Source organism: Nocardia sp. Marseille-Q1738 (assembly GCF_965283145.1).
Window position 1 is genome coordinate 1 of sequence record NZ_CBDIMS010000011.1, and the last position, 19,478, is coordinate 19,478.

Here is a 19,478-nt window from a genome sequence, read left to right on the forward strand (position 1 = left end):
CGCCCCCCCCTTTTGTGCCCCCGTTCCTCCCGCGCGGGCCGTGGGGCTGCGTCGTGCGGGGGCCGCCGGGCCGCCGGGTTCGCCCGCCCCCTTTGGGGGGGGCGTCCGAGCGACCGCCGCTGGCGACTGCGTCGCGGACGCGGCGGCCGCTCGGACGCGAGCCGGTCCGCGAACGAGCAATGCTCGATCTCGCTTCGCTCGAAATCGGGAGTGGGGCCGATGTGGTGGCGCTGAGTGGTACACGCGGCACCGAGTGTCTGCGGTTGATCTGGTTGCCGATAACGCGGGCGGGCCGGTGGCGCTCAGAACGAGTAGATGACGCCGGTCAGCCGCTCGGATTCCGTCCACAGCCGCTGCCACAGGTCTTCGTTCTTCGACAGGCGGGTGGACGAGGAGGGGCGCACCGGGCCCTGGGTGCCGAAGAGCCTGGTCGGGCCCCAGTACACCGTGGGGTCGGCGTCGGGCATGGTCGCCGCGAACAGCGTCGAGTGGGCCGCCTTGGCGGGGGAGTGGCCGATCAGGCGGATGAAGGGCTTGGCGATGTGGTCGAGCGGCGTCTCGGTGTGCGCGAAGAGGTCGGTGGCCGAGACACCGGGGTGGACCGCGTAGGAACGCTGTGCGGACCCGGACTCCGTCAGCCTGCGTTGCAGTTCCCGCGCGAACATCAGGTTGCACAGCTTTGCCTGCGCGTACGCGAGATTGCGCTGGTAGCGGCGCTTTGTGTAGTCGAGGTCATCGATCCAGAGCTTCGGGGTCTGCTTGTGCGCGATGCTGGACAGCGTCACCACACGATCGGTGATCCGGTCCAGCAGCAGCCCGGTGAGCGCGAAGTGCCCCAGGTGGTTGACTCCCCACTGGGTTTCGAACCCGTCCTTGGTCCGGGAAAACGGGAGGTTCATCAGCCCCGCGTTGTTGATCAGCACATCGAATTCGCCGCTGTCGTGGGCGAACTTGCGCACCGAGGCCAGGTCGGCAAGGTCGAGTTCGGCCACCCGGACATCGCCGTCGATGCGGTCGGCGACCTCCTTCGCCTTGGCCGCGTTACGGCAGGCCATGATCACGGTCGCGCCCTTGGCCGCGAGGACTTCGGTGGTCACGGCACCGAGACCGCCGTTCGCGCCGGTGATGACAAAGGTGCGTCCCGTCTGATCCGGGATTTCAGTAGGTTTCCACGCCATGGGCCAACCTTACTTTGGAGTAAGTTTCTGGGGAAGGTGTGTGCGGTACTCGGCCTAGATCGTCTCAGACGCGAGCGCCAGTTTCCGGGGATCGCCGCCGCGACACGGGGATTTGCGTGGTCGTCGAGCTGTCGATCGGCTGCGTTGGGCGGCTGCGCACAGATTCCACTGTCTCCGCCACACCGCCGGGTGGCGGTGTGCAGATGTCGGTCGCCAGCGCTTGGGATCGGGTGATCGCACGGACCGGTCGCGGTCGCTGTGATTTCGCTACGGTGGAAGATGTGACGGCCACAGTGGGCAGGCAATACGGCGGGCGCGCCGTCGTGGAGCGGAAGGCCGAGCGGCGTCAGCGGTTCCTCGAGGCGGCGACGCGGATCTTCGCCGAGCGCGGCTACGCGGACTGTTCGCTGGCCGATGTGTGCGCCGCCGCGGGCCTGTCCAAGCGGCAGTTCTACGAGGAGTTCCACACCAGGGAGGACGTGCTGGTCGCGGCCTACGACCGGATCCAGGACGAGGCCGCCGCGGCTGTGCTGGCGCGGATGCGGGAACTCGACCCCCGATTCGATCTGACCACCGCGATGACCGCCGTGGTCACCGCCTATCTGGAATCGATCGGCTCCGACCCCTATCGCGCCAAGCTCGCCTTCATCGAGGTGGTCGGGGTGAGCGACCGGATGGAGCGGCACCGCCGCCGGCGACGCCACGCCTGGGCGTCCGTGCTGGAGTCCCACGTCGTGCCGGTGGTCGCGCCCGGTGCACGGGTACGCGGCGCACCCGGATGGGCCGCGAGCGCTCTCATCGGCGCGATCAACGGGCTCGCGCACGAGTGGGTGCTCGCCGACCCGCGCCCGGCCGCCGCCGAACTGGTGGATCTGCTCGTCCCGATCGCGATGTCGCTGCTGGAGCGGCCGGAAGAGAGCTAACCGCCGCGAACGGCGTAATCGCCGATGGCCTGTTCCAGCGTGTCGAACGCGGTGCCGATGTATTCGGTGAGGGCGGTGGCGATGTCGTCGTTGGATTGCCCGTCGAGGGTGCGGCGCAGGGTTTCGTCGAACAGCACGCGATGCACTCCGCCGAGTAACGCGGCCACCACGCGGGGCCTGATATCGATTGCGGCGGAGCCGGTTTCGCTGGCCAGCGTAGTCGCGAGCGCCTGCTCGCGCTCGTCGTGGAACTCGCGTAACCGGGCCACCAACGCCGGACTGTCGGTGATCATCCGGGCGAATTCCGGTCCGGAGAAGCCGGCCACCGGATCGTGCCGCGCCACCGCGTCCAGATAGGCCCGCCGCAGCGCCGCGAGCGCGGACTCGCCGGTTTCGCGCTCGCGCACCGCACGCGCGAGCTGGTCGACGAACACGTCGCGCAAGTCGAGGGCGAGGTCCTCTTTGCGGGGGAAGTAGTTGGTCACCGTCATCTTGGCGACCTGCGCCGCGTCGGCGACGTCGGCGATCGTCACCTTGTCGAAGCCGTGCTCGAGGAACAGCAGGGTCGCGTGGTGGGAGATGTTGTCCCTGGTCTGCTGCTTCTTTCTGGCACGAAGTCCGAGGTCCGCTGAGGTCATGCCGCCACGATAGCTGATATCGACATAAAAATCTTCTTGACATATTTTTAGGTGCGACATAAGTTTGCGGTCGTCACTAGAACGAAGGAGGGTCAGCGCGGATGAACCAAGGACTTGTCGAAGCAGCTGCGGCTCGCGTCAGTTCCACCATCGACCGAAAGGGATCAGCCACCATGCCCGACAAGACCAGCGCTCACACCGCCATCGAGGCCGCGGTTCGCCTGCTCCGCACCGAAGGAGTCGGCGAAACCCCCACCTCCCGGATCGCCGCGGAGCGCCCCCACTCCTTCCCGAGTGCAGTGCGCCGAGGACGGAAGGAAACCAAGCCGATGCACTCCGCAACGGCCTATCGCGCCAAGCCGCGGCGACCGCTGCGGATTCCCGGGCGCGGCTGACCACCGCTCCCCAACCCGCCGTTCGGCGGCGTGCTCGGCGCGCCGCCGAACGGTCCGCCCCGGCAGGAAGGACGTTCCGTGACCCAGTTGTGCACCCATTCGACCCGTTTCACAGGCACCGTCAGCGAGGACTCGATCAAGGACTACCTACGGCTCATCGGCCGTACCGCACTACTCACCGCCGCGCAGGAGTTCGAGCTCGGCGAGCGGATCGAGGCGGGTGAGTGCGCCGCCCGTCGTCTCGAAAACTCCGGCGATCCAGCGAAACTCGACGCGCGGGAGCGTCGGGAATTGCGCCGCCGGATCGCGGACGGTCGACGCGCCAAAGACCATATGGTCGAAGCCAATCTGCGCCTGGTCGTCTCGATCGCCAAGCGGTATCCCACACCGGCGGGCATGTCGCTGCTGGACCTGATCCAGGAGGGGACGCTCGGGATGATGCGCGCGGTGGAGAAGTTCGACCACCGGCGCGGACTGAAGTTCTCCACCTACGCGACCTGGTGGATCAAGCAGTCGATCGGGCGCGCGCTGGCCGACCAGGGCCGCACCATCCGCATTCCGGTGCATGTCGTCGAGGTGCTCAACCGGGTGAACCGCGCGCAGCGGGCGCTCGCCCAGCAGCAGGGCCGTGCGGCCACGGTGGCCGAACTCGCCGCCGAACTGGAGCTGTCCGAGGATAAGGTACGCGAACTGCTCGACCTCGGCCGCGATCCGCTCTCGCTGCACACGCCGGTCGGGGAGGGCGCCACCGAATTCGGCGAACTCATCGCCGATACCGCGCCGGACCCGTCCGACGCGGTCGCCGAGTCCGCGTTGCGCGGCCAGCTCGACAAGGTGCTGGGCTCGCTGACCGTCCGCGAGGCGGAAGTGATCGCGCTGCGCTTCGGCTTGCGCGGCGGAGAACCGCGAACTCTCGACGAGGTCGGCAAGACCTACGGAGTGTCCCGCGAGCGCGCTCGCCAGATCGAGGCCAAAGGCATGGCGAAGCTGCGACAGCCCGCGCGGGCCAAGGCACTCGACGGCATGCTCGGCTGATTCGCTGTCGTGTCGCTGGGATGCCACCTCGGCGGCAACGTCCCATACTGGGCTGATGACCGGTGCGGTTGCTGTCGCCGATGACCCGGCTGCTCCGATGAGCAGGGCCAAGACCAACATCGTGTTCGGAACGATCGTGCTCGGCATGCTGATGGCGGCCCTGGATCAGACCATCGTCTCCACCGCGCTGCCCACCATCGTCGCCGACCTGGGCGGGGCGGGACATATGGCGTGGGTGGTCACGTCGTACCTGCTCGCCGAGGCGGTGGCCACGGCGCTGGCGGGGAAGCTCGGCGACCTGTTCGGGCGCAAGCTGGTGTTCCAGATCAGCGGGCTGATCTTCATCGTCGGCTCGATGGTGGCGGGCTTGGCGGGTGGCATGCTGGTGCTGGTCGTCGCCCGCGGGATCCAGGGTTTCGGTGCCGGCGGGTTGATGGTCACCTCGATGGCGCTGATCGCCGACATCATTCCGCTGCGGCAGCGCGGCAAGTACCAGGGTGCGCTGGGCGCGGTATTCGGCGTGACCACGGTGATCGGCCCGACGCTGGGCGGTCTGTTCACCGACCACGCCAGTTGGCGCTGGTGCTTCTATGTCAACGTGCCGGTCGCGGTGCTCATGATCGCCCTGGCGGCACGCACCATCCCGCGGGTGCGCGCCGCCGCCAAGCCGATCATCGACTACGCCGGTATCGGGTTGGTGGCGCTGGGTGTCTCCTGTCTGATCCTCGGATTGGAGTGGGGCGGGGAGCAATACGCGTGGGGTTCGTCGATGATCGTCGGTCTGTTCGTCGCGGCGGCGATCCTGCTGGGCGCGTTCGTCGCCGTGGAATTGCGAGCAAGGGAGCCGATGCTCCCGATGGGGTTGTTCCGCAGTCGGGTGTTCACGGTGTGCTCGGTCCTCAGCTTCATTGTCGGCTTCGCGATGCTCGGCTCGATTACCTATCTGCCCGCGTATCTGCAATACGTCGACGGGGTTTCGGCGACCATGTCCGGCGTGCGCACGCTGCCGCTGGTGGCCGGTCTGCTCGCCACCTCGATCCTGTCCGGTCAAGTGGTCGGCAAGACCGGGCGCTACCGGTACTTTCCGATCGCGGGCACGCTGGTCATGGCGATCGGGCTGTATTTGATGTCCACCATGGACCGGACCACCGGCGTCTGGCTGGAATCGCTGTACATGCTGGTTCTCGGACTCGGTATCGGCCTGGCTATGCAGGTGCTCACCATCGTCGTGCAGAACACCGTGCCCTATGCCCAGCTGGGCACCGCGACTTCCGGGGTCACGTTCTTCCGGACGCTCGGAAGCGCGTTCGGCACGGCAATTTTCGGCACGCTGTACAGCAACGAGATCGGCCCGAACCTGACCGACGCGCTGACGCGGGTGCGGGTGGTGCCGCCGGAGGTCGCGGTCGACCCGCAGGCGCTGCGCGCACTGCCCGCCGAGCAGTCGGCACCGATCATCGACGCGTACACGACCGCGATCGATCACGTGTTCTTCTGGGTGGTTCCGGTCGCGCTGGCCGGATTCGTGATCGCCTGGTTTCTCCCGGAGGTGCCGTTGCGGGACAGCGCACGGGCTGGCGCGCGTGATGTGGGCGAAGGGTTTTCGGTACCCGATTCGCCCGATCGACTGGTGCAGTTGGAACGGGCGGTGGCGGTGGCGATGCGCAAAGCGCGGGACGAGCAGCCGATCGGCCCGCGCATTCTCGCCGACGCGGACAGCGACCTCACGCCCGGTGAGGCGTGGGCGCTCGGTCAGGTGTATCTGCGCGACCGCATCACGGGCGATGCCACGCTGGCCGCGATCGCGCGGGCGCACCATCTGCCCGACGAGGTGATCGAACCGATCTACGACCAGGTCGGTGCGGAGGGCTATCTGAGCAGGGAGGGCAAACGGTTGCGGCTCACCGATTCCGGCGCCGCCGAACTCGACCGGATCAAAGCCGCGTGGCGGCGCTGGCTGGACAGCAGGCTCGACGATTGGAACGCAGCCGATCCCACCGACCGCGCGCTGCTGGATCAGGCGCTGACGAACATTGCCACCAAGCTGCTGGAAGACCAGGCGCGCGAGGAGGAATCCGTACCAGCCTGAGCCCTCTTGCGGATTAATACTCGCGCACGTATATTCGTAGACGAGTAAGGAGGTGCCGCGATGAAGAAACGCAAGGTCGACAACCTGCTGGCGCTCGCGGTGCTGTCCGTGATGGTCGAGCGGCCGATGCATCGCTACGAGATCGCGCAGACCCTGCGCGAGCGGGGCAAAGAGCACGACATGGCGATCAAGTGGGGCTCGCTCTACACCGTCGTGCAGAACATGGCGAAGGTCGGCTTCCTCGAGGTCGTCGGCAGTGAACGCGAGGGCGCGCGGCCGGAGCGGGTGATCTACCAGATCACCGACGCGGGCCGCGCCGAGATGGCCGACTGGACCAGGGAACTGCTGTCCACGCCGGAGCCGGAACACCACCGGTTCCTGGCGGGCCTGTCCATTCTCGCGGTGCTGCCCCCGGAGGAAGTGATCGAGCTGCTCGGCAAACGCATCGACGCGCTGGATCAGACCATCGCGACGGTGCGCCGCGAACTCGACCAACTCAGCACGACGCTGCCGCGACTGTTCATCGTCGAGACCGAGTTCGGGGTGGCGATGCTGGAAGCCGAAGTGGCATGGACGCGTTCCCTGCGCGACGAGCTGACCGAGGGCACCTTCCCCGGGCTGGCGCAGTGGCGGCAGTGGCACGACCGCGGCATGCGACCGTCCGAGGTCGCCGAACTGGTGGAGAGGGGGATGGCCGAGAGCTAGCCGAGACCGGACCCGGCGAGGTGCGGCAACACCACCGCCGGGCCCGATCGAACAGTCTCGAACCGCGCCCGCGAACGCGCACCCGGCTACAAGGCTGGCAACCACAGGATAACCGGGTGGATGGCGCGCGGGTCGGTTCGGGCAACCGAAACCCGTATCGCACGAATCCTGGAGACACCTATGTCCACAACACGTACCGCCCTGGTCATCGGAGGCGGCATCGCCGGACCCGTCGTCGCGACGGCCCTGCGCAAAGCGGGCATCGACGCCCGCGTCTACGAGGCCTATCCGGGCCCGTCCTACGGCATCGGCAGCGGGCTCGCGCTCGCGCCGAACGGCGTCGCCGCGCTCGACATCATCGGAGCCGGTGATCCGGTGCGCGATATCGCGCTGCCGGTCACGGGGATGACCATGTCCATGGGAGACAAGCTGCTGTCCCTGCCCGCCCTGTCCGATGTGCCGCCGCTGCAATTGGTCGATCGCAGCGAACTGCACCAGGCGTTGCACCGGCACGCGGTCGCGGCGGGCGTCCCGTTCGAGTACAACAAGCGCCTGGTCGACGTGCGCGAGGACGAGTCGGGCGTCACCGCGCGCTTCACCGACGGCAGCACGGCCACCGCCGACGTGTTGGTCGGCGCCGACGGAATCCGCTCGACCGTGCGCACGCTGATCGACCCGAACGCGCCGGGCCCCGACTACACCGGCATGCTCGGCTTCGGCGCGATCACCGAGTGCGACGCCGACATCCCCCCGGACACGATGACTTTCGCGTTCGGTAAGCGTGCGTACTACCTGTACTGGTCGCTCGGGGACGGGCGAGTGGCATGGGGCGCCAACTTGCCGCACAAGGAGTACCTGTCGCTCACCGCGGCGCGGGCCATCCCCAGCGCGCAGTGGCTGAAGATTCTGCGTGAGACCTACGCCGAGGACACCCCGGGTGGCGAACTGGCCCGGCGCACCACCGAGGAGCAGTTGGAGGTGGTCGGGGCACTGCACATCATGCCGCCGGTGCCGCACTGGTACCGCGGACGAATGGTGCTGGTCGGCGACGCGGTGCACGCACCGTCCAACAGTTCCGGCCAGGGCGCATCGCTGGCCATCGAGAGCGCCGTGCAGCTGGCCCGCTGCCTGCGCGATCTGCCCACTCCGGAGGCGTTCGCCGTCTACGAGCGTTTGCGGCGCGGCCGGGTGGAGGGTGTCGCGGCGCGTGCGGCGAAGATCAACCACAGCAAGACGCCGGGGCCGGTGACGCGCAAGATGATGCAGCTGCTCGCCCCGATCATGGTCAAGACGGTGATGAACCCGGAGAAGACCATGGGTCCCGAGCAGCGTTACCGGATCGACTGGGACGCGCCCGCGGCCAGCGAACTCGCGGCGGCCTAGTGGCGAAGTCCTGCCGGTTCACCGGACCGGCAGGACTTCGACAAGCCGGTGGTATCGGGCAGGGAATAGACTTGTGCGGTGGACGATAGGGATTCCGATGGGAATGTCGATCTGAATCAACTCCGCACCTTTCTGGCCGTGCACCGCGCGGGGTCGATCACGGCGGGGGCGCGGTTGGTGGGGCTGTCCCAGCCGACGGTCACCGGTCAGTTGCAGGCGTTGGAGAAGCGGCTCGGCTCGCGGCTGTTCGACCGACTGCCGCGCGGGGTGGCGCCGACCGCCGCCGCGACCGAGCTGGCGGCGCGGATCGCCGCACCGCTGGACGCGCTGGACACCGTGGCGGGTCCGGCCCGTCGTGCCGAGCCAGCGCCCCAGCCCGCGGTGCGCTTGGCCGGTCCCGCCGAACTCCTTGCGGTGCAGGCGCTCCCGGCGTTGGCGCCACTGATCGCCCGGGGTGTGCGGCTGATGGTCGACGCGGGACTGACCGACGACCTGCTCGGTGGGTTGCGCGCCGGACACTACGACCTGGTGCTGTCCACGGTTCGGCCCAGAGGCCGGACACTGGTCGCCGAACCGCTGTTCGACGAGGAATTCATCCTGGTGGCGGCGCCGTCGGTCGCCGCGCGGATCGACACCGGGCTGTTGCGTGACAAGGGACCGGTCGCGCTGTCGGATGTCCCGCTGATCAGCTATGCGCCGGATCTGCCGATCCTGCGCAGGTACTGGCGACACGTCTTCGGCATCCGGCTCACCGCCGAGGCGGCGCTCGTCGTCGCCGACCTGCGCGCGGTCACCGCGGCGGTCGCGGCGGGCGCGGGTATCAGCGTGCTGCCGCGTTATCTCTCTGCGGCCGAGGTGGATTCGGGGGAGCTGGTCGCGCTGCTGGAACCGGACGACCCACCGATCAATACGGGATTCCTGGTGCGCCGACCCGGCGCGGCGCCCCGCCCGCACGTCGAGCTGGTGTACCAGCGACTGATCGCGGCGGCCAAGCAGTGGTGATCGCGATGAGCGCGGCACTTGCGGACGTCTGAGCCTGCCGCGTTCTCGCTATGCCGCCGAGTCGGGTTCGGAATCTTGACCGCGCTGGTGGACCGGGCTGACCGCCAATCGACACCGCGCTGCTCGTGCGCTGCCCGGATGTGGCGGCCCGCTCGCACCTCCAGCCGCAGTGGTGAGCGGCCATGAGCGCCGCCCGCGGGCGTCCATGTGCTGCCGCGTTATCGCTGTGCGGCGTGGACTGGTGGCGTTGTCGGACCCGGCCGATCCGCCGATCAATACGGCGTTTCTGGGACGCAGCCCGGTGTGGTGGCCCGACCCGCACGTCCGACTGATCGTGGCGTCGGTCTGGCGGTGGCGCTCGGTGGCGGACGCTACCGTCGTGCGGCGCGGTCGCGCAGAATGCGCGCGGTCTGCTCGTCGCCGGGGAGGAAGGCCTCCAGCTGGAGTTCGGCGAGCGTGATGTCGACGGCGGTGGCGAACGAGGTGAGTGTGGTGATCAAGCGCAACTCGCCGTCGTCGCAGCGCAGGCGCAGCGGCACCGCGAAGCCCAGGTGGTCCGGGCCCGGATAGGCCTGCGGCAGATAGCCTTCGAGCTCGGCGATCAGTTCGTCCAAGAAGGGGTCGGGACTGCGCGCCATCCGGCCGCGCAGCGCCTCGGTGACGTGCCTTCCCCATTCCGGCAGGTTGACCACTCGGGCGGCCAAGCCATCAGGGTGCAGCGCGAGCCGGAGCACGTTGACCGGAGGTTCCAGCAGCCACGGCGCGGTGCCCTCGGTGAGCACGTCGAAAGCGGCGTTGGCGGCGAGCAGGATGCCGTAGGGCCGCACGACCAGCGCGGGGTAGGGCAGATGACCGTCCAGGATGGCGCGCAGCGCTTCCAGCACCGGCGCCAATTCCGCGGTCTGGAGCTCTGATTCGGGGAAGATCGGCGCGTAGCCCGCGGCGAGCAGGAGTCCGTTGCGCTCGCGCAGTGAGAGGTCCAGCGATTCGGCCAGGCGCACCACCATCGTGCGTCCCGGTCGCGAGCGTCCCTGCTCCAGGAAGCTCAGGTGGCGCTGCGTGGTGTCGGCGCGGATCGCGAGGTCGAGTTGGCTGACCCGGCGCAGCGTCCGCCAATGCCTGAGCTGCCGAGCGAACCCGGTGGGTTCCGTCGCCGTCGTCATGGCAGCAGTATTGGTCGCCGCGCGGTCACTCGCCATACCCTGCGGGGAATCGCACACGACCGCCACGACCGGCAAAGCTGTGCCGCATGAGCAAGCAATTCGATGAGCAGGAACTGACGCACTTCGCCGACCGGTACGTCGCGCTGTGGAACGAGCCCGACACCGAGGCCAGGCATCAGCGGATTCGGCAGCTGTGGTCGGCGGACGGCGCCCAAGTGCTGGTCGACCCGCCGCAGGCGATGCGCGACGCGTTGGCCGCGCTGTCCTTTCCGATCCCGGCCGTGGAGATCCGCGGCTACGAAGCACTGGATCGCCGCGTCGACCGCGCGTACGACGAGTTCGTCGCCCCGGGCGAGCACGTGTTCGCGGCGAAGGGGCCGGCGGTGCGCCTGTCGGTGAACCTGATCGGTATCACCTGGCACATGGTGACCAAGTCCGATGGCGCGGTGGTCGGTGGCGGATACGACGTCATCGCGCTGGACGACACCGGCCGGATTCAGTGGGACCACCAGTACATCGGGGTCGCATGATGAATGCCGTTGCCTATTGAGCGTTTTGCGCGTCCTCCCCGAGTTGCGGGGAGACGGTAAACGAGCCCGCTGGAAACCCCATGTAAGACCATCCCTGCTGACAGCGGGTACCGCCACGGGAAGCCCACGAGGGCAACGTCGCGTGAGCGATCACGCGACTGCCGACCGAGCGTGCAACCCACGCACGCGCGACGGTTTACGGGCAGGCGCTGAGTACCCGGGCCATGGCGTCTTTTTCGGACTGGGTAACCCAGAGCTGGTAGGCCGCCTTCACTTGAATCTGCCTGGTCACGTAGGCGCAGTGGAAGTTCTTGTTCGGCGGCAGCCACTCGGCCGCGTCGGAGTCGCTCTTGGACTGGTTGGTGGGGCCGTCCGCGGCTTGCAAGTTCAGCGGATCGTTCGCCAGGTCGCGGCGGCGTTCGGCGGACAGCTTCTGAGCGCCTTTCTGCCAGGCATCGGAGAGCGCGATCACATGGTCGATCTGCACATCGTCGGATGACTTCGCGCCGCGCTTGAAGTGAATGGTCTTGCCCGTGTAGGGGTCGTCGAGCGTCCCGGTCGCGACGATGCAGTTGCCCGACTTGAACGTCACGTCGGTCAGGTCGCGCTGCAGGATGTCGTTGCGGGTGTCGCAGCCGTTGTTGCCGCCGGGCACCGACACGTTGTCGGACCAAGGCGGGCCGAATTCCTCCCGGCTGTAACCGGTTTTGGCGGCGCGGTCCGCGACGCGCAGGGAATTCAGGAGGGCGAGGGCGTCGCGGCTGGGTATGGCGGCGATGCACGCCTTGCCGCCGGAACCACAACCTGTCGCCGCGGTCGACTCGCTGGTTCCGACGTAGGAACAGGAGACCAGTCCGAGGGAAGTCGCGACCATAACGCTGATCAGGGCCAGGCGGTGTGCTGTGGATTTCATCGAACTTCCTAACGCCGAACCCACCGGAAACTGTAACCGGCGTCAAAGTATCCATTGACGGCGCCGACACAGACGAACGGCGCATATGAGATTCGGCACAGCTGCCCGGATCGGACTGGTGCGCCAAGGCGGTTGGGCAGCAGTAGTGGGCCCGCCCCCGAATCGCCGTGCCGGCGCCGACTCGGGGGCGGTCTGTCACGAGGAGACCGGGGGAGCCGCGCGGTTGTGCGGATGGTTGTCCACTCCGAAGACCGCACTGGGACGACACCACGGGGCTGATGAGGGGGAGGTCCCGAGGTGTCGAGCCGCGCCTGCTCCGGACGCACTCGTGACGATCAGGGATGATCGGGATCCGGCGGGGCCGGTGCGTCGGGCGACCTGTAGTCGCTTGCGCACCAGCACCTTTTCGCTCCATCTCGATCATGCTTGATTCTACGTATCGAGACAGTAGATAGCCGGGACGTCGATTGGCAAGTTCGTTCGGATGTTCCGGAAAATTTCTCAGATGATCTTCAGTTTCCGCCATGTATCTACTGCATGACTACGGATATGCGCGCCGCGGTGGAGCATCGACAACTGTGATGAGTGTCACCACATGGTCGGTCACAAGCGGCCGTGATCGTGTGTCGAAACCAGGTGAAGGCAAGCAAGCCGGACCTTGGAAGGACGACATCATGCCCACCGTCGAAGTACTCGACTCGTTTCTCAACTACCGCGACACCGGCGTGGGTGCCACCCCGGTGGTGTTCCTGCACGGAAATCCGACCTCGTCGTACCTCTGGCGTAACGTGATTCCACACGTCGCCGATCGAACCAGAGCGCTCGCACCCGACCTGATCGGGATGGGGGAGTCGGGCAAGCCCGACAGCGGCTACCGCTTCACCGATCACGCCGCATACCTGGACGCCTGGTTCGACGCGCTCGGGCTGGACCAAGTGGTCCTGGTCGGCCACGACTGGGGTGGCGCGCTCGGCATGCATTGGGCCGCAGGGCATCCCGGCCGGGTGCGTGGCATCGCGCTGATCGAGACCTTTTTGCGGCCGATGGCCTGGGACGAACTGCCCCCGCTCGGCGCTGAGCTGTTCCGCAAGTTTCGGTCCGCCGAAGGCGAGCGAATGATCCTGGAGGAGAACACCTTCATCGAGTTCAACCTGCCGAAGGGCGTCGCAAACCTCGCTGTCGAGGACCACGACGTGTACCGCGCACCGTATCCGACCCCGGCGTCGCGCAAGCCGCTGCTGGTGTGGCCGCGGGAGTTCCCGCTCGACGGGGAACCCGCCGATGTGGTCGCCATCGTGCGCGAGTACGGCGCATGGGCGGCGGCCACGCCCGAGGTGCCCAAATTGCTGATGGCGCTGGAGAACGGCGTCGGCTTGGGTTCGCCGGAGGTGATCGACTGGGCCGCGACCACCTTCGCGAGCGCCGAGGTGGCGCCGATCGGTCCGGCCGGGCACCACGCGCCGGAGGACCGGCCGGACGAAATCGGCCGCGCGGTCGCGGACTGGTTGGACCGGCACGCTCTGCTCGGCGCGGCCGCACGGTCCTGACGTGGCCTCCTCGCCGATCGACTCGACCGTGCCCGCCCGGTCTGCGGGTCTCGCGAGTGGCACACCATGGAGGGGCCTACTCGCGTTTTGCTGCAGTGGTGTGCCACTCGTGGGATGTGGCGGCGGTAGCCGGATGTGACCGGCGCCGCTTGCGCCGGCGGCGAGGCAGGCCGAATGATGGCCGGATGGGCACGGAGCAGGACCTGGTCGCCGCGGAAGAGAAGGACATGGTCGCCCGTGCGGTCGCGGGCGACCGGGACGCCGTCGCGCAGGTGGTGCGCCAGTTGCAGGACCCGCTCTACCGGCTGGCCCTGCGCATGGTCTGGCGACCCGCTGAGGCCGAGGACGCGACACAGGACATCCTGCTGCGCGTCCTCGACCACCTGCACACCTGGCGCGCCGAGGCGAAGCTGCTCACCTGGGCCTACCGCATCGGCGTCAACTACCTGCTGAATCTGCGACGGCAGACCCCGCAGGAGGCCGCGCAGCTGAGTCTGGACGCCTACCGGGAAGGACTTGCCGACGGGCTCGCGGACGCGGACTACCGGGGTCCGGAGGCGCAATTGCTGACCGCGGAGGTGCGGCTCACGTGTAGTCAGGGCATGCTGCAGTGCCTGGCCCGCGACGAGCGGATCGCCTTCGTGCTGGGCGATGTTTTCGAGCTGAGCTCCACCGAGGCCGCCTGGGTTCTCGGCATCACCCCCGCCGCCTATCGGAAACGGCGGGAACGCGCCAAGAAGCGGCTAGGCAACTTCATGAACGCGACCTGTGGCCTGGTCGACCCGGCGGCGTTCTGCCGCTGCTCACGCCGGGTGGACAAGGCGCTGGCCCTCGGCCGCGTCGACCCGCGCAAACCGGTGTTCGCACGCCATCCGGTCAGCTCCGGCGGGCGCACCGCGGCCGAGGCCGAACAGCAGATGATCCGCCTGCACGACGCGGCATCGGTCTTGCGGGCACACCCGGACTATGCCGCGCCCCAGGCGAAAATGGAGGCGATCACCGACCTGCTCGGCTCGGGCCGCTTCCCCATGCTGGGTGAGGGCTGACCCGCTCGGAACCCTCTAGGAGCATCGCCGCTACGACGATCCGGCGCTGCCGGAGTTCGATTGCGCTGCCTGCGGCTTGGAGAAGTCCACGTAGTACCGGTCGCCGTGGATGGCAGTGCCGTCGGGCCGCACTCTCGTCCGCCGGACAGGGGTGCTCAACCGGAAGTTCGGTTGGAAGGGGCGGACGCATTGCGGTCGCTCGAGGGTGACGTTCCGCGAAGCTCTGTTGCGAGGCGGGCTATGTGGGCCGGGCCGACGCGGCAGCAGCCGCCGATGCCGCGTGCGCCCCGTGCGACCCAGGTGCGTGCTTGTGCCGGGGCGAATTGGGCGTGCCCGGTCCAGGTATGGCGCGCGGAGTCCCAGCCTTCGCCGCTGTTCGGGTAGGCGATCACGGGTTTGCCGGTGCTGGTGGCGAGTTCGATCGCGGCGGTGACATCGGCGGGCGCGCAGCAGTTCACGCCGACAGCGATGATCGAGTCCGATGCGGCGGCCACCGCGAAGGCGTCCGTGAGCGGCTGCCCTGCCCGGGTGCGGCTGCCTTCGATGGTGTAGCTGAGCCACGCGGGCACACCGATGTCGGTCACCAGGTCGGCCAATGCCTCGGCTTCGTCGATGTCGGGGATGGTTTCCAGAGCGAGCAGATCGGCGCCCGCGTCCGCGAGCACCTCCATTCTCGGCCGATGCCACGCCCGTAGTTCGGCCACGCTGCGCCCGTAGCGTCCTCGGTATTCCGATCCATCGGCACGGGCCGCGCCGTACGGGCCGATCGAGGCCGCGACCCATCGGGGCCTTTCTTCAGCGCAAGCCTCGCGCGCCGCGCGGGCCAGCTCCACGCTGCGGCGCAGTAGCCGGATCGACTCCGCTCGGCTCAGCCCGCGCGCGGCGAACCCGTCGAACGAAGCCTGGTAGCTCGCGGTGGTCGCGATATCGGCGCCCGCCTGGAAGTACGCCGCGTGTACGGCCTCGATCGCGGCGGGATCGTCCACCAGCAGACGGGCCGACCACAGTGCGTCGGACAGGTCGTGGCCACGCGCCTCCAGCTCGGTGGCCAAGCCGCCGTCCGAGATCAGCACCCCCGACGTGGGGTCGAACAGCACGGGTCCACTCTAGTGCCTCGACCGTGAGTGCACGCCGCGCTGGCGACACGCCAGCCGAGCCCCGGTGTCTCCGATAGTCCGCGGCGCTTCGTCGAGACCGGGTCCGGGATACACCGCTCGCAGCGATGGAAGCAACGGTATCGCCGCTGATCCGGTCTACTGCAACGCCGCGTGGTGGAACGAGTACCGGCGGTACGAGCGACACCACAGCTTCTGGGGTTCGAGGCGGATTTCGCGTAGTGAACTACGCGGGACCAGGACGGATTCGCGGGGATACCGTCCGAAGCCCCATACTGCGGCGAATGGATCGAGTGATGCAGCAATTCGGTTCTCTCACCCATCTCGGGCTTTATCTGATCGACAAGGAAACCGGCGGACCGATTACCCGCCACCCCATCTACGCCGAAGTCGTTGTCACCCAGTACGACCCCGGTTCCGATGGTGGCCGGATCGAGGAGGCTGTCTCGGCGGGGGTGGAGGCGCTGCCGGCCTCGGATCGGTCCGTCTCGTGGTCGGCGCCGCTCGGTGTGCTGTGGACCGACCACGTGGGATATGTGTCCTACGACCTCACCCGGCTGCCGTCACCGGTCTGCCACCAACTCGACAGCGAGGCGGGCCGCCGTCGCGCTGGGGTGGTGCGCCGCGACGGCGATGGCGGCGAGGAGCCCGTCAGCATCCGCGCTCTGCCCTATGGATGCTCGGCGTGGATCGACGTCCTGAACCAGAGCCGGTTCACCGTCGGCGCGGTGGTCGGCAGGCTGGTGGTGCCGCACCCGGGTCTGCGGCCGCCGCACTACGAGGCGGGCATGTGCTCCATGCAGAACCCGAGCCTCACCGACTGGCAGTTGTCCCCGTCGTCGTTCGCGACCGACCCCAACCAGCTGATCGGCGAGCACTGCTGCGATAACCTCTCTCCGGCCACGCTTTCGCTGCACCAGTTCGTCACCGGGCAGGTGGTGCGGCTCAGCGACGACCCACCGGGCAGCGATATCCCTGACCCCTATCGCGCCGCCTACATCGATGAGTACAAGGTCACCTGGAGCGCGCTCGGGCATTCCCTGGGCGAGATCCGCTACCGCATACCGCTGGCTCCCGGTGAGTCGGTGAAACTCGCCGTGATCGACTGGTCCTGGGACAGCATCGCCAAACGCGATGAGAAGACCGAACTGACCGAGGACATACTGCACCAGACGCACCGCGACCGCGCCATCAGCGAAACCGTCCAGGCCGGGCTGCGCGAAATGCAGTACGGCTCCCGTTTCCTGGGCGGCGTCGCGCACTCCGGCGGCGGCGGGAATCTCGGCGTTGCCGGCCTCGGTGCGACCGTCGGCGACGCGTGGAGCATGGGCGGCTGCACCGCGACCAGCGCGGGCAGCCGCGACTTGACCGCCCAGAATGTGCAGCGACTCAGCGACAGCTTCTGGCAGGCCGGTGCCGCACAGCGCGAACTGAATTCGACGGTGGTGATCCGGGCCGGGCAGGAAGTGAATGAGTCGATTCAGACCCGCACTTTCTCCAACTACAACAGCGCGCGCACGCTGACCATCCTGTACTACGAGGTGCTGCGCCACTATCGGGTGACGGTGCAGTTCCTTCGCCGACGTGCCGCGGTGCTGGTGAAGTATCCAGGAGCGATCACCACTTTCGGCATGGCGGAACTGCTGCGGCATCGGGCCGCGCTCGAACCGGTCCTGGTGGATCCGACGCTCTCGCCCGGGTTCACGGCCCTGGCCAAGCAGGATCAGGTCGCCAGGATCCAGACGCTGCACAATGTCGACCCCACGAAGCTGGACAAGCCGATCCCTCAGTTCTGGGAGGGGGACATCCGGTTCGCGCTCTTCGAGTTCGGTGTGCGGACCTCCGACGGCCTGCGGAACAAGACCGACGAGCCGATGATGGTGAATCTGATCGCGGTGGACGGCAATTCGACGGTAACCCGGCCATTGCTCGAGCGATGGGAAAAGGGCTCCGAGACCGACAACGTCAATGTCGGCGAGCGCCTCAGCGACACCGCGATGTGCTGGTTCATCGCGAAGCCGTCCAGCGGCCCGGTCGCGTGGCGGGATCTGGTCGGATTCGAGTTCGTGCTGCACGACGATGACGAATGGCGGATGGACCGCCTCGCCATCAGGGCCTTCCATCCGGGCGGTGCCGTCGCGCTGCTCGACGACACCGACGTCGAGTTCTACTTCCCGCTCAACGGCGCGTCCAACACCGTTACCTTCATCCGCAGACCAGGCCCCCGCCCGGCCGACCTGCCGCCCACCTGGTCCCCGGAGAAATCGCTGACACCGGCGGAGTATCAGGCAGCGCAGCGCCTGATCGATCACGTCAACACCGACAACGCCTATTACAACCGGGCGATCATGCTGGCTACTCGGACCGCCGACATCAGCGTCGCCTTCGAATCGCTGCCGTGGCAGGGCGGCAAGACACTCGCGGATGTCGCGATGCCGACCCCGCTGGAGGTGTTCGGCAACCATGTCGCCTATCCGCTGACTGCTGTCGGCGTGGTGGTCGATGATCCGCCGCCGGAGGCACAGGCGGAACGGCTGATCACCATGCCGACCCGCGGCGTGTTCGCCTTCACCGAGGCCGCACAGCGCGGCTACGACCAGGACTACGTCACGGTCGGCTCCCGGGCGCCCGGCACAACCGTGCCGATCACGGCGGCCGACGACACCCAGCTCGGCCAATCCGCCGCCGTCGAATTCTTCGATGCCACCGACGTCGACAACTACTTCCTCGACACCACCGGCAAAAACTTCGCTGGATGGTATAGCGCCACCCTGGCCGGGCGCGGCAGCTGGGGGCCGCTATCGATGTCGATGGACATCGATACGCTCGAACGGTTCACCGAAACCTGGAACGCTTTCCCGGCGATCGTCGGCACCGACCGCGGCGCCGGAGTTCCCGGCATCACGCTGCCCGAATTCGCCACGCTGATGGCGACGTTCCTGCACGAGACCGGTGGACGGCTGCTGTTCCGTGGCGCCGAAACCGTCGGCGGTCACGGTCATCCCGGGCTGTCGTACGCGTTCGATTCCTTCGTCATCCACCGCCCCGGCGAGAATCCCTTCACCAAGGGCAGCTACAACACCAGCAATGGCAACCGCACCGCTTGCGCCTGCTTCCACGATCCGATTTATCTCGCGGTGTTCGGGACGCTGGCGCCCACCGCGCGGGCGGTGCGCGACCGCACGGAATGGAAAGGCACTGTCTGGCCGACTGGTGTGCCCACCACGATCGACGGCTCCACGGCGTTCCTGCAGGAGTCCGACTTCTACAAGTTCCGTGGCCGTGGCGCCATCCAGTCCACCGGCCGTGTCGCCTATCTTCCGATCGTGGACTTCGTGCGCGGATACACCGGCGACGATTCGCGCATCACCGCCGTCAAGCGACGCTGGGCCGATCTGGCGGCGACCCTGGGCTCCCAGGGCATCACGCTCACCACGAATGACGACTTCGCCACCGCATCGAGCAATGCCGACTGGGATGCGCTCTTCCAGTCGATCACGATCCAGGCGGTCGCTGTTCGCGGGCACAACAACATTCCCGGCAAGCATTACCTGCCGATGTCGTCCAGCGCGGCCGTGCTGCGTGGCACCGGCCGCGGTTCGGCCTACTTCGTGGCCATCGCCATCGCGGGCAACAATCCGTCCTACGGGAACGATGTGTGCCATCGCATGCTGGAATTCATCGGAACCCTTTGGAGTACACCGATGCCCGCGCCGGGATCGGGAGGCGGCACTATCGGCTCTAGCGCCGATCGCGTTGATCCGACCCCAAGCGGTCAGCTTTGAGGCCGGATCACCAGCCCACGTAACCGGCGAG

At 67.8% G+C, this 19,478-nt stretch carries 16 protein-coding genes; 11 read left to right on the plus strand and 5 right to left on the minus strand.

Annotation, left to right across the window (positions count from 1 at the left end):
• Window positions 1-302 precede the first annotated feature (302 nt).
• Entirely contained in the window at window positions 303-1,178 is an 876-nt protein-coding gene (locus ACWPXK_RS29085; protein WP_454199356.1) for an oxidoreductase, read from the minus strand.
• Window positions 1,179-1,459: 281 nt separating this feature from the next.
• Between ACWPXK_RS29085 and ACWPXK_RS29090 the strand changes: the two genes are divergently transcribed.
• Complete coding sequence (locus ACWPXK_RS29090; protein ID WP_454199357.1) at window positions 1,460-2,101, plus strand: TetR/AcrR family transcriptional regulator; 642 nt, start codon at window positions 1,460-1,462, stop codon at window positions 2,099-2,101.
• On the opposite strand, the gene ACWPXK_RS29095 is transcribed toward ACWPXK_RS29090, so the two are convergent.
• Window positions 2,098-2,739, minus strand: a complete 642-nt coding sequence (locus ACWPXK_RS29095) for a TetR family transcriptional regulator (RefSeq protein ID WP_454199358.1) — start codon at window positions 2,737-2,739, stop codon at window positions 2,098-2,100. The genes ACWPXK_RS29090 and ACWPXK_RS29095 overlap by 4 nt on opposite strands.
• A gap of 173 nt (window positions 2,740-2,912) precedes the next feature.
• Here ACWPXK_RS29095 and ACWPXK_RS29100 point away from each other — a divergent pair, with 173 nt between their 5' ends.
• The 6 genes from ACWPXK_RS29100 (at window position 2,913) to ACWPXK_RS29125 (ending at window position 9,348) form a co-directional block, all read left to right on the plus strand.
• A complete protein-coding gene (locus tag ACWPXK_RS29100) occupies window positions 2,913-3,134 on the plus strand; it encodes a hypothetical protein (protein ID WP_454199359.1) in 222 nt (73 codons plus the stop codon).
• A gap of 78 nt (window positions 3,135-3,212) precedes the next feature.
• Window positions 3,213-4,169 carry a sigma-70 family RNA polymerase sigma factor gene (locus ACWPXK_RS29105; RefSeq protein WP_454199360.1) on the plus strand — a complete coding sequence of 319 codons (957 nt, stop codon included), beginning with the start codon at window positions 3,213-3,215 and terminating at the stop codon, window positions 4,167-4,169.
• Window positions 4,170-4,224: 55 nt separating this feature from the next.
• Window positions 4,225-6,258: a DHA2 family efflux MFS transporter permease subunit gene (locus ACWPXK_RS29110; RefSeq protein ID WP_454199361.1), complete on the plus strand. Its 2,034-nt coding sequence runs from the start codon at window positions 4,225-4,227 to the stop codon at window positions 6,256-6,258.
• Between the two features lie 60 nt (window positions 6,259-6,318).
• Window positions 6,319-6,963, plus strand: coding sequence for a PadR family transcriptional regulator (locus ACWPXK_RS29115; protein ID WP_454199362.1), 645 nt, complete (start codon window positions 6,319-6,321; stop codon window positions 6,961-6,963).
• A gap of 180 nt (window positions 6,964-7,143) precedes the next feature.
• Entirely contained in the window at window positions 7,144-8,346 is a 1,203-nt protein-coding gene (locus ACWPXK_RS29120) for an FAD-dependent oxidoreductase (RefSeq protein WP_454199363.1), read from the plus strand.
• Between the two features lie 78 nt (window positions 8,347-8,424).
• Complete coding sequence (locus tag ACWPXK_RS29125) at window positions 8,425-9,348, plus strand: LysR family transcriptional regulator (RefSeq protein ID WP_454199364.1); 924 nt, start codon at window positions 8,425-8,427, stop codon at window positions 9,346-9,348.
• A 371-nt stretch (window positions 9,349-9,719) separates the two neighbouring features.
• On the opposite strand, the gene ACWPXK_RS29130 is transcribed toward ACWPXK_RS29125, so the two are convergent.
• The gene (locus ACWPXK_RS29130; RefSeq protein ID WP_454199365.1) at window positions 9,720-10,511 is read right to left on the minus strand and encodes a helix-turn-helix domain-containing protein; all 792 of its coding nucleotides are present in this window, start codon (window positions 10,509-10,511) and stop codon (window positions 9,720-9,722) included.
• Window positions 10,512-10,597: 86 nt separating this feature from the next.
• Here ACWPXK_RS29130 and ACWPXK_RS29135 point away from each other — a divergent pair, with 86 nt between their 5' ends.
• Window positions 10,598-11,041 (plus strand): hypothetical protein, encoded by a 444-nt coding sequence (locus ACWPXK_RS29135; protein ID WP_454199366.1) that lies wholly within the window; start codon window positions 10,598-10,600, stop codon window positions 11,039-11,041.
• Between the two features lie 196 nt (window positions 11,042-11,237).
• Here ACWPXK_RS29135 and ACWPXK_RS29140 read toward each other — a convergent pair whose 3' ends face one another.
• A complete protein-coding gene (locus ACWPXK_RS29140; protein ID WP_454199367.1) occupies window positions 11,238-11,954 on the minus strand; it encodes an HNH endonuclease family protein in 717 nt (238 codons plus the stop codon).
• A 674-nt stretch (window positions 11,955-12,628) separates the two neighbouring features.
• Between ACWPXK_RS29140 and ACWPXK_RS29145 the strand changes: the two genes are divergently transcribed.
• On the plus strand, window positions 12,629-13,501 hold the full coding sequence (locus tag ACWPXK_RS29145; protein ID WP_454199368.1) for a haloalkane dehalogenase: 873 nt from the start codon (window positions 12,629-12,631) through the stop codon (window positions 13,499-13,501).
• Window positions 13,502-13,686: 185 nt separating this feature from the next.
• Window positions 13,687-14,547 carry an RNA polymerase sigma factor gene (locus ACWPXK_RS29150; protein WP_454199369.1) on the plus strand — a complete coding sequence of 287 codons (861 nt, stop codon included), beginning with the start codon at window positions 13,687-13,689 and terminating at the stop codon, window positions 14,545-14,547.
• Between the two features lie 155 nt (window positions 14,548-14,702).
• Here ACWPXK_RS29150 and mmuM read toward each other — a convergent pair whose 3' ends face one another.
• Window positions 14,703-15,641, minus strand: a complete 939-nt coding sequence (mmuM, locus tag ACWPXK_RS29155; RefSeq protein ID WP_454199633.1) for a homocysteine S-methyltransferase — start codon at window positions 15,639-15,641, stop codon at window positions 14,703-14,705.
• 305 nt (window positions 15,642-15,946) lie between these two features.
• On the opposite strand from mmuM, the gene ACWPXK_RS29160 reads away from it, so the two are divergent.
• A complete protein-coding gene (locus ACWPXK_RS29160) occupies window positions 15,947-19,447 on the plus strand; it encodes a hypothetical protein (RefSeq protein WP_454199370.1) in 3,501 nt (1,166 codons plus the stop codon).
• Window positions 19,448-19,478 lie beyond the last annotated feature (31 nt).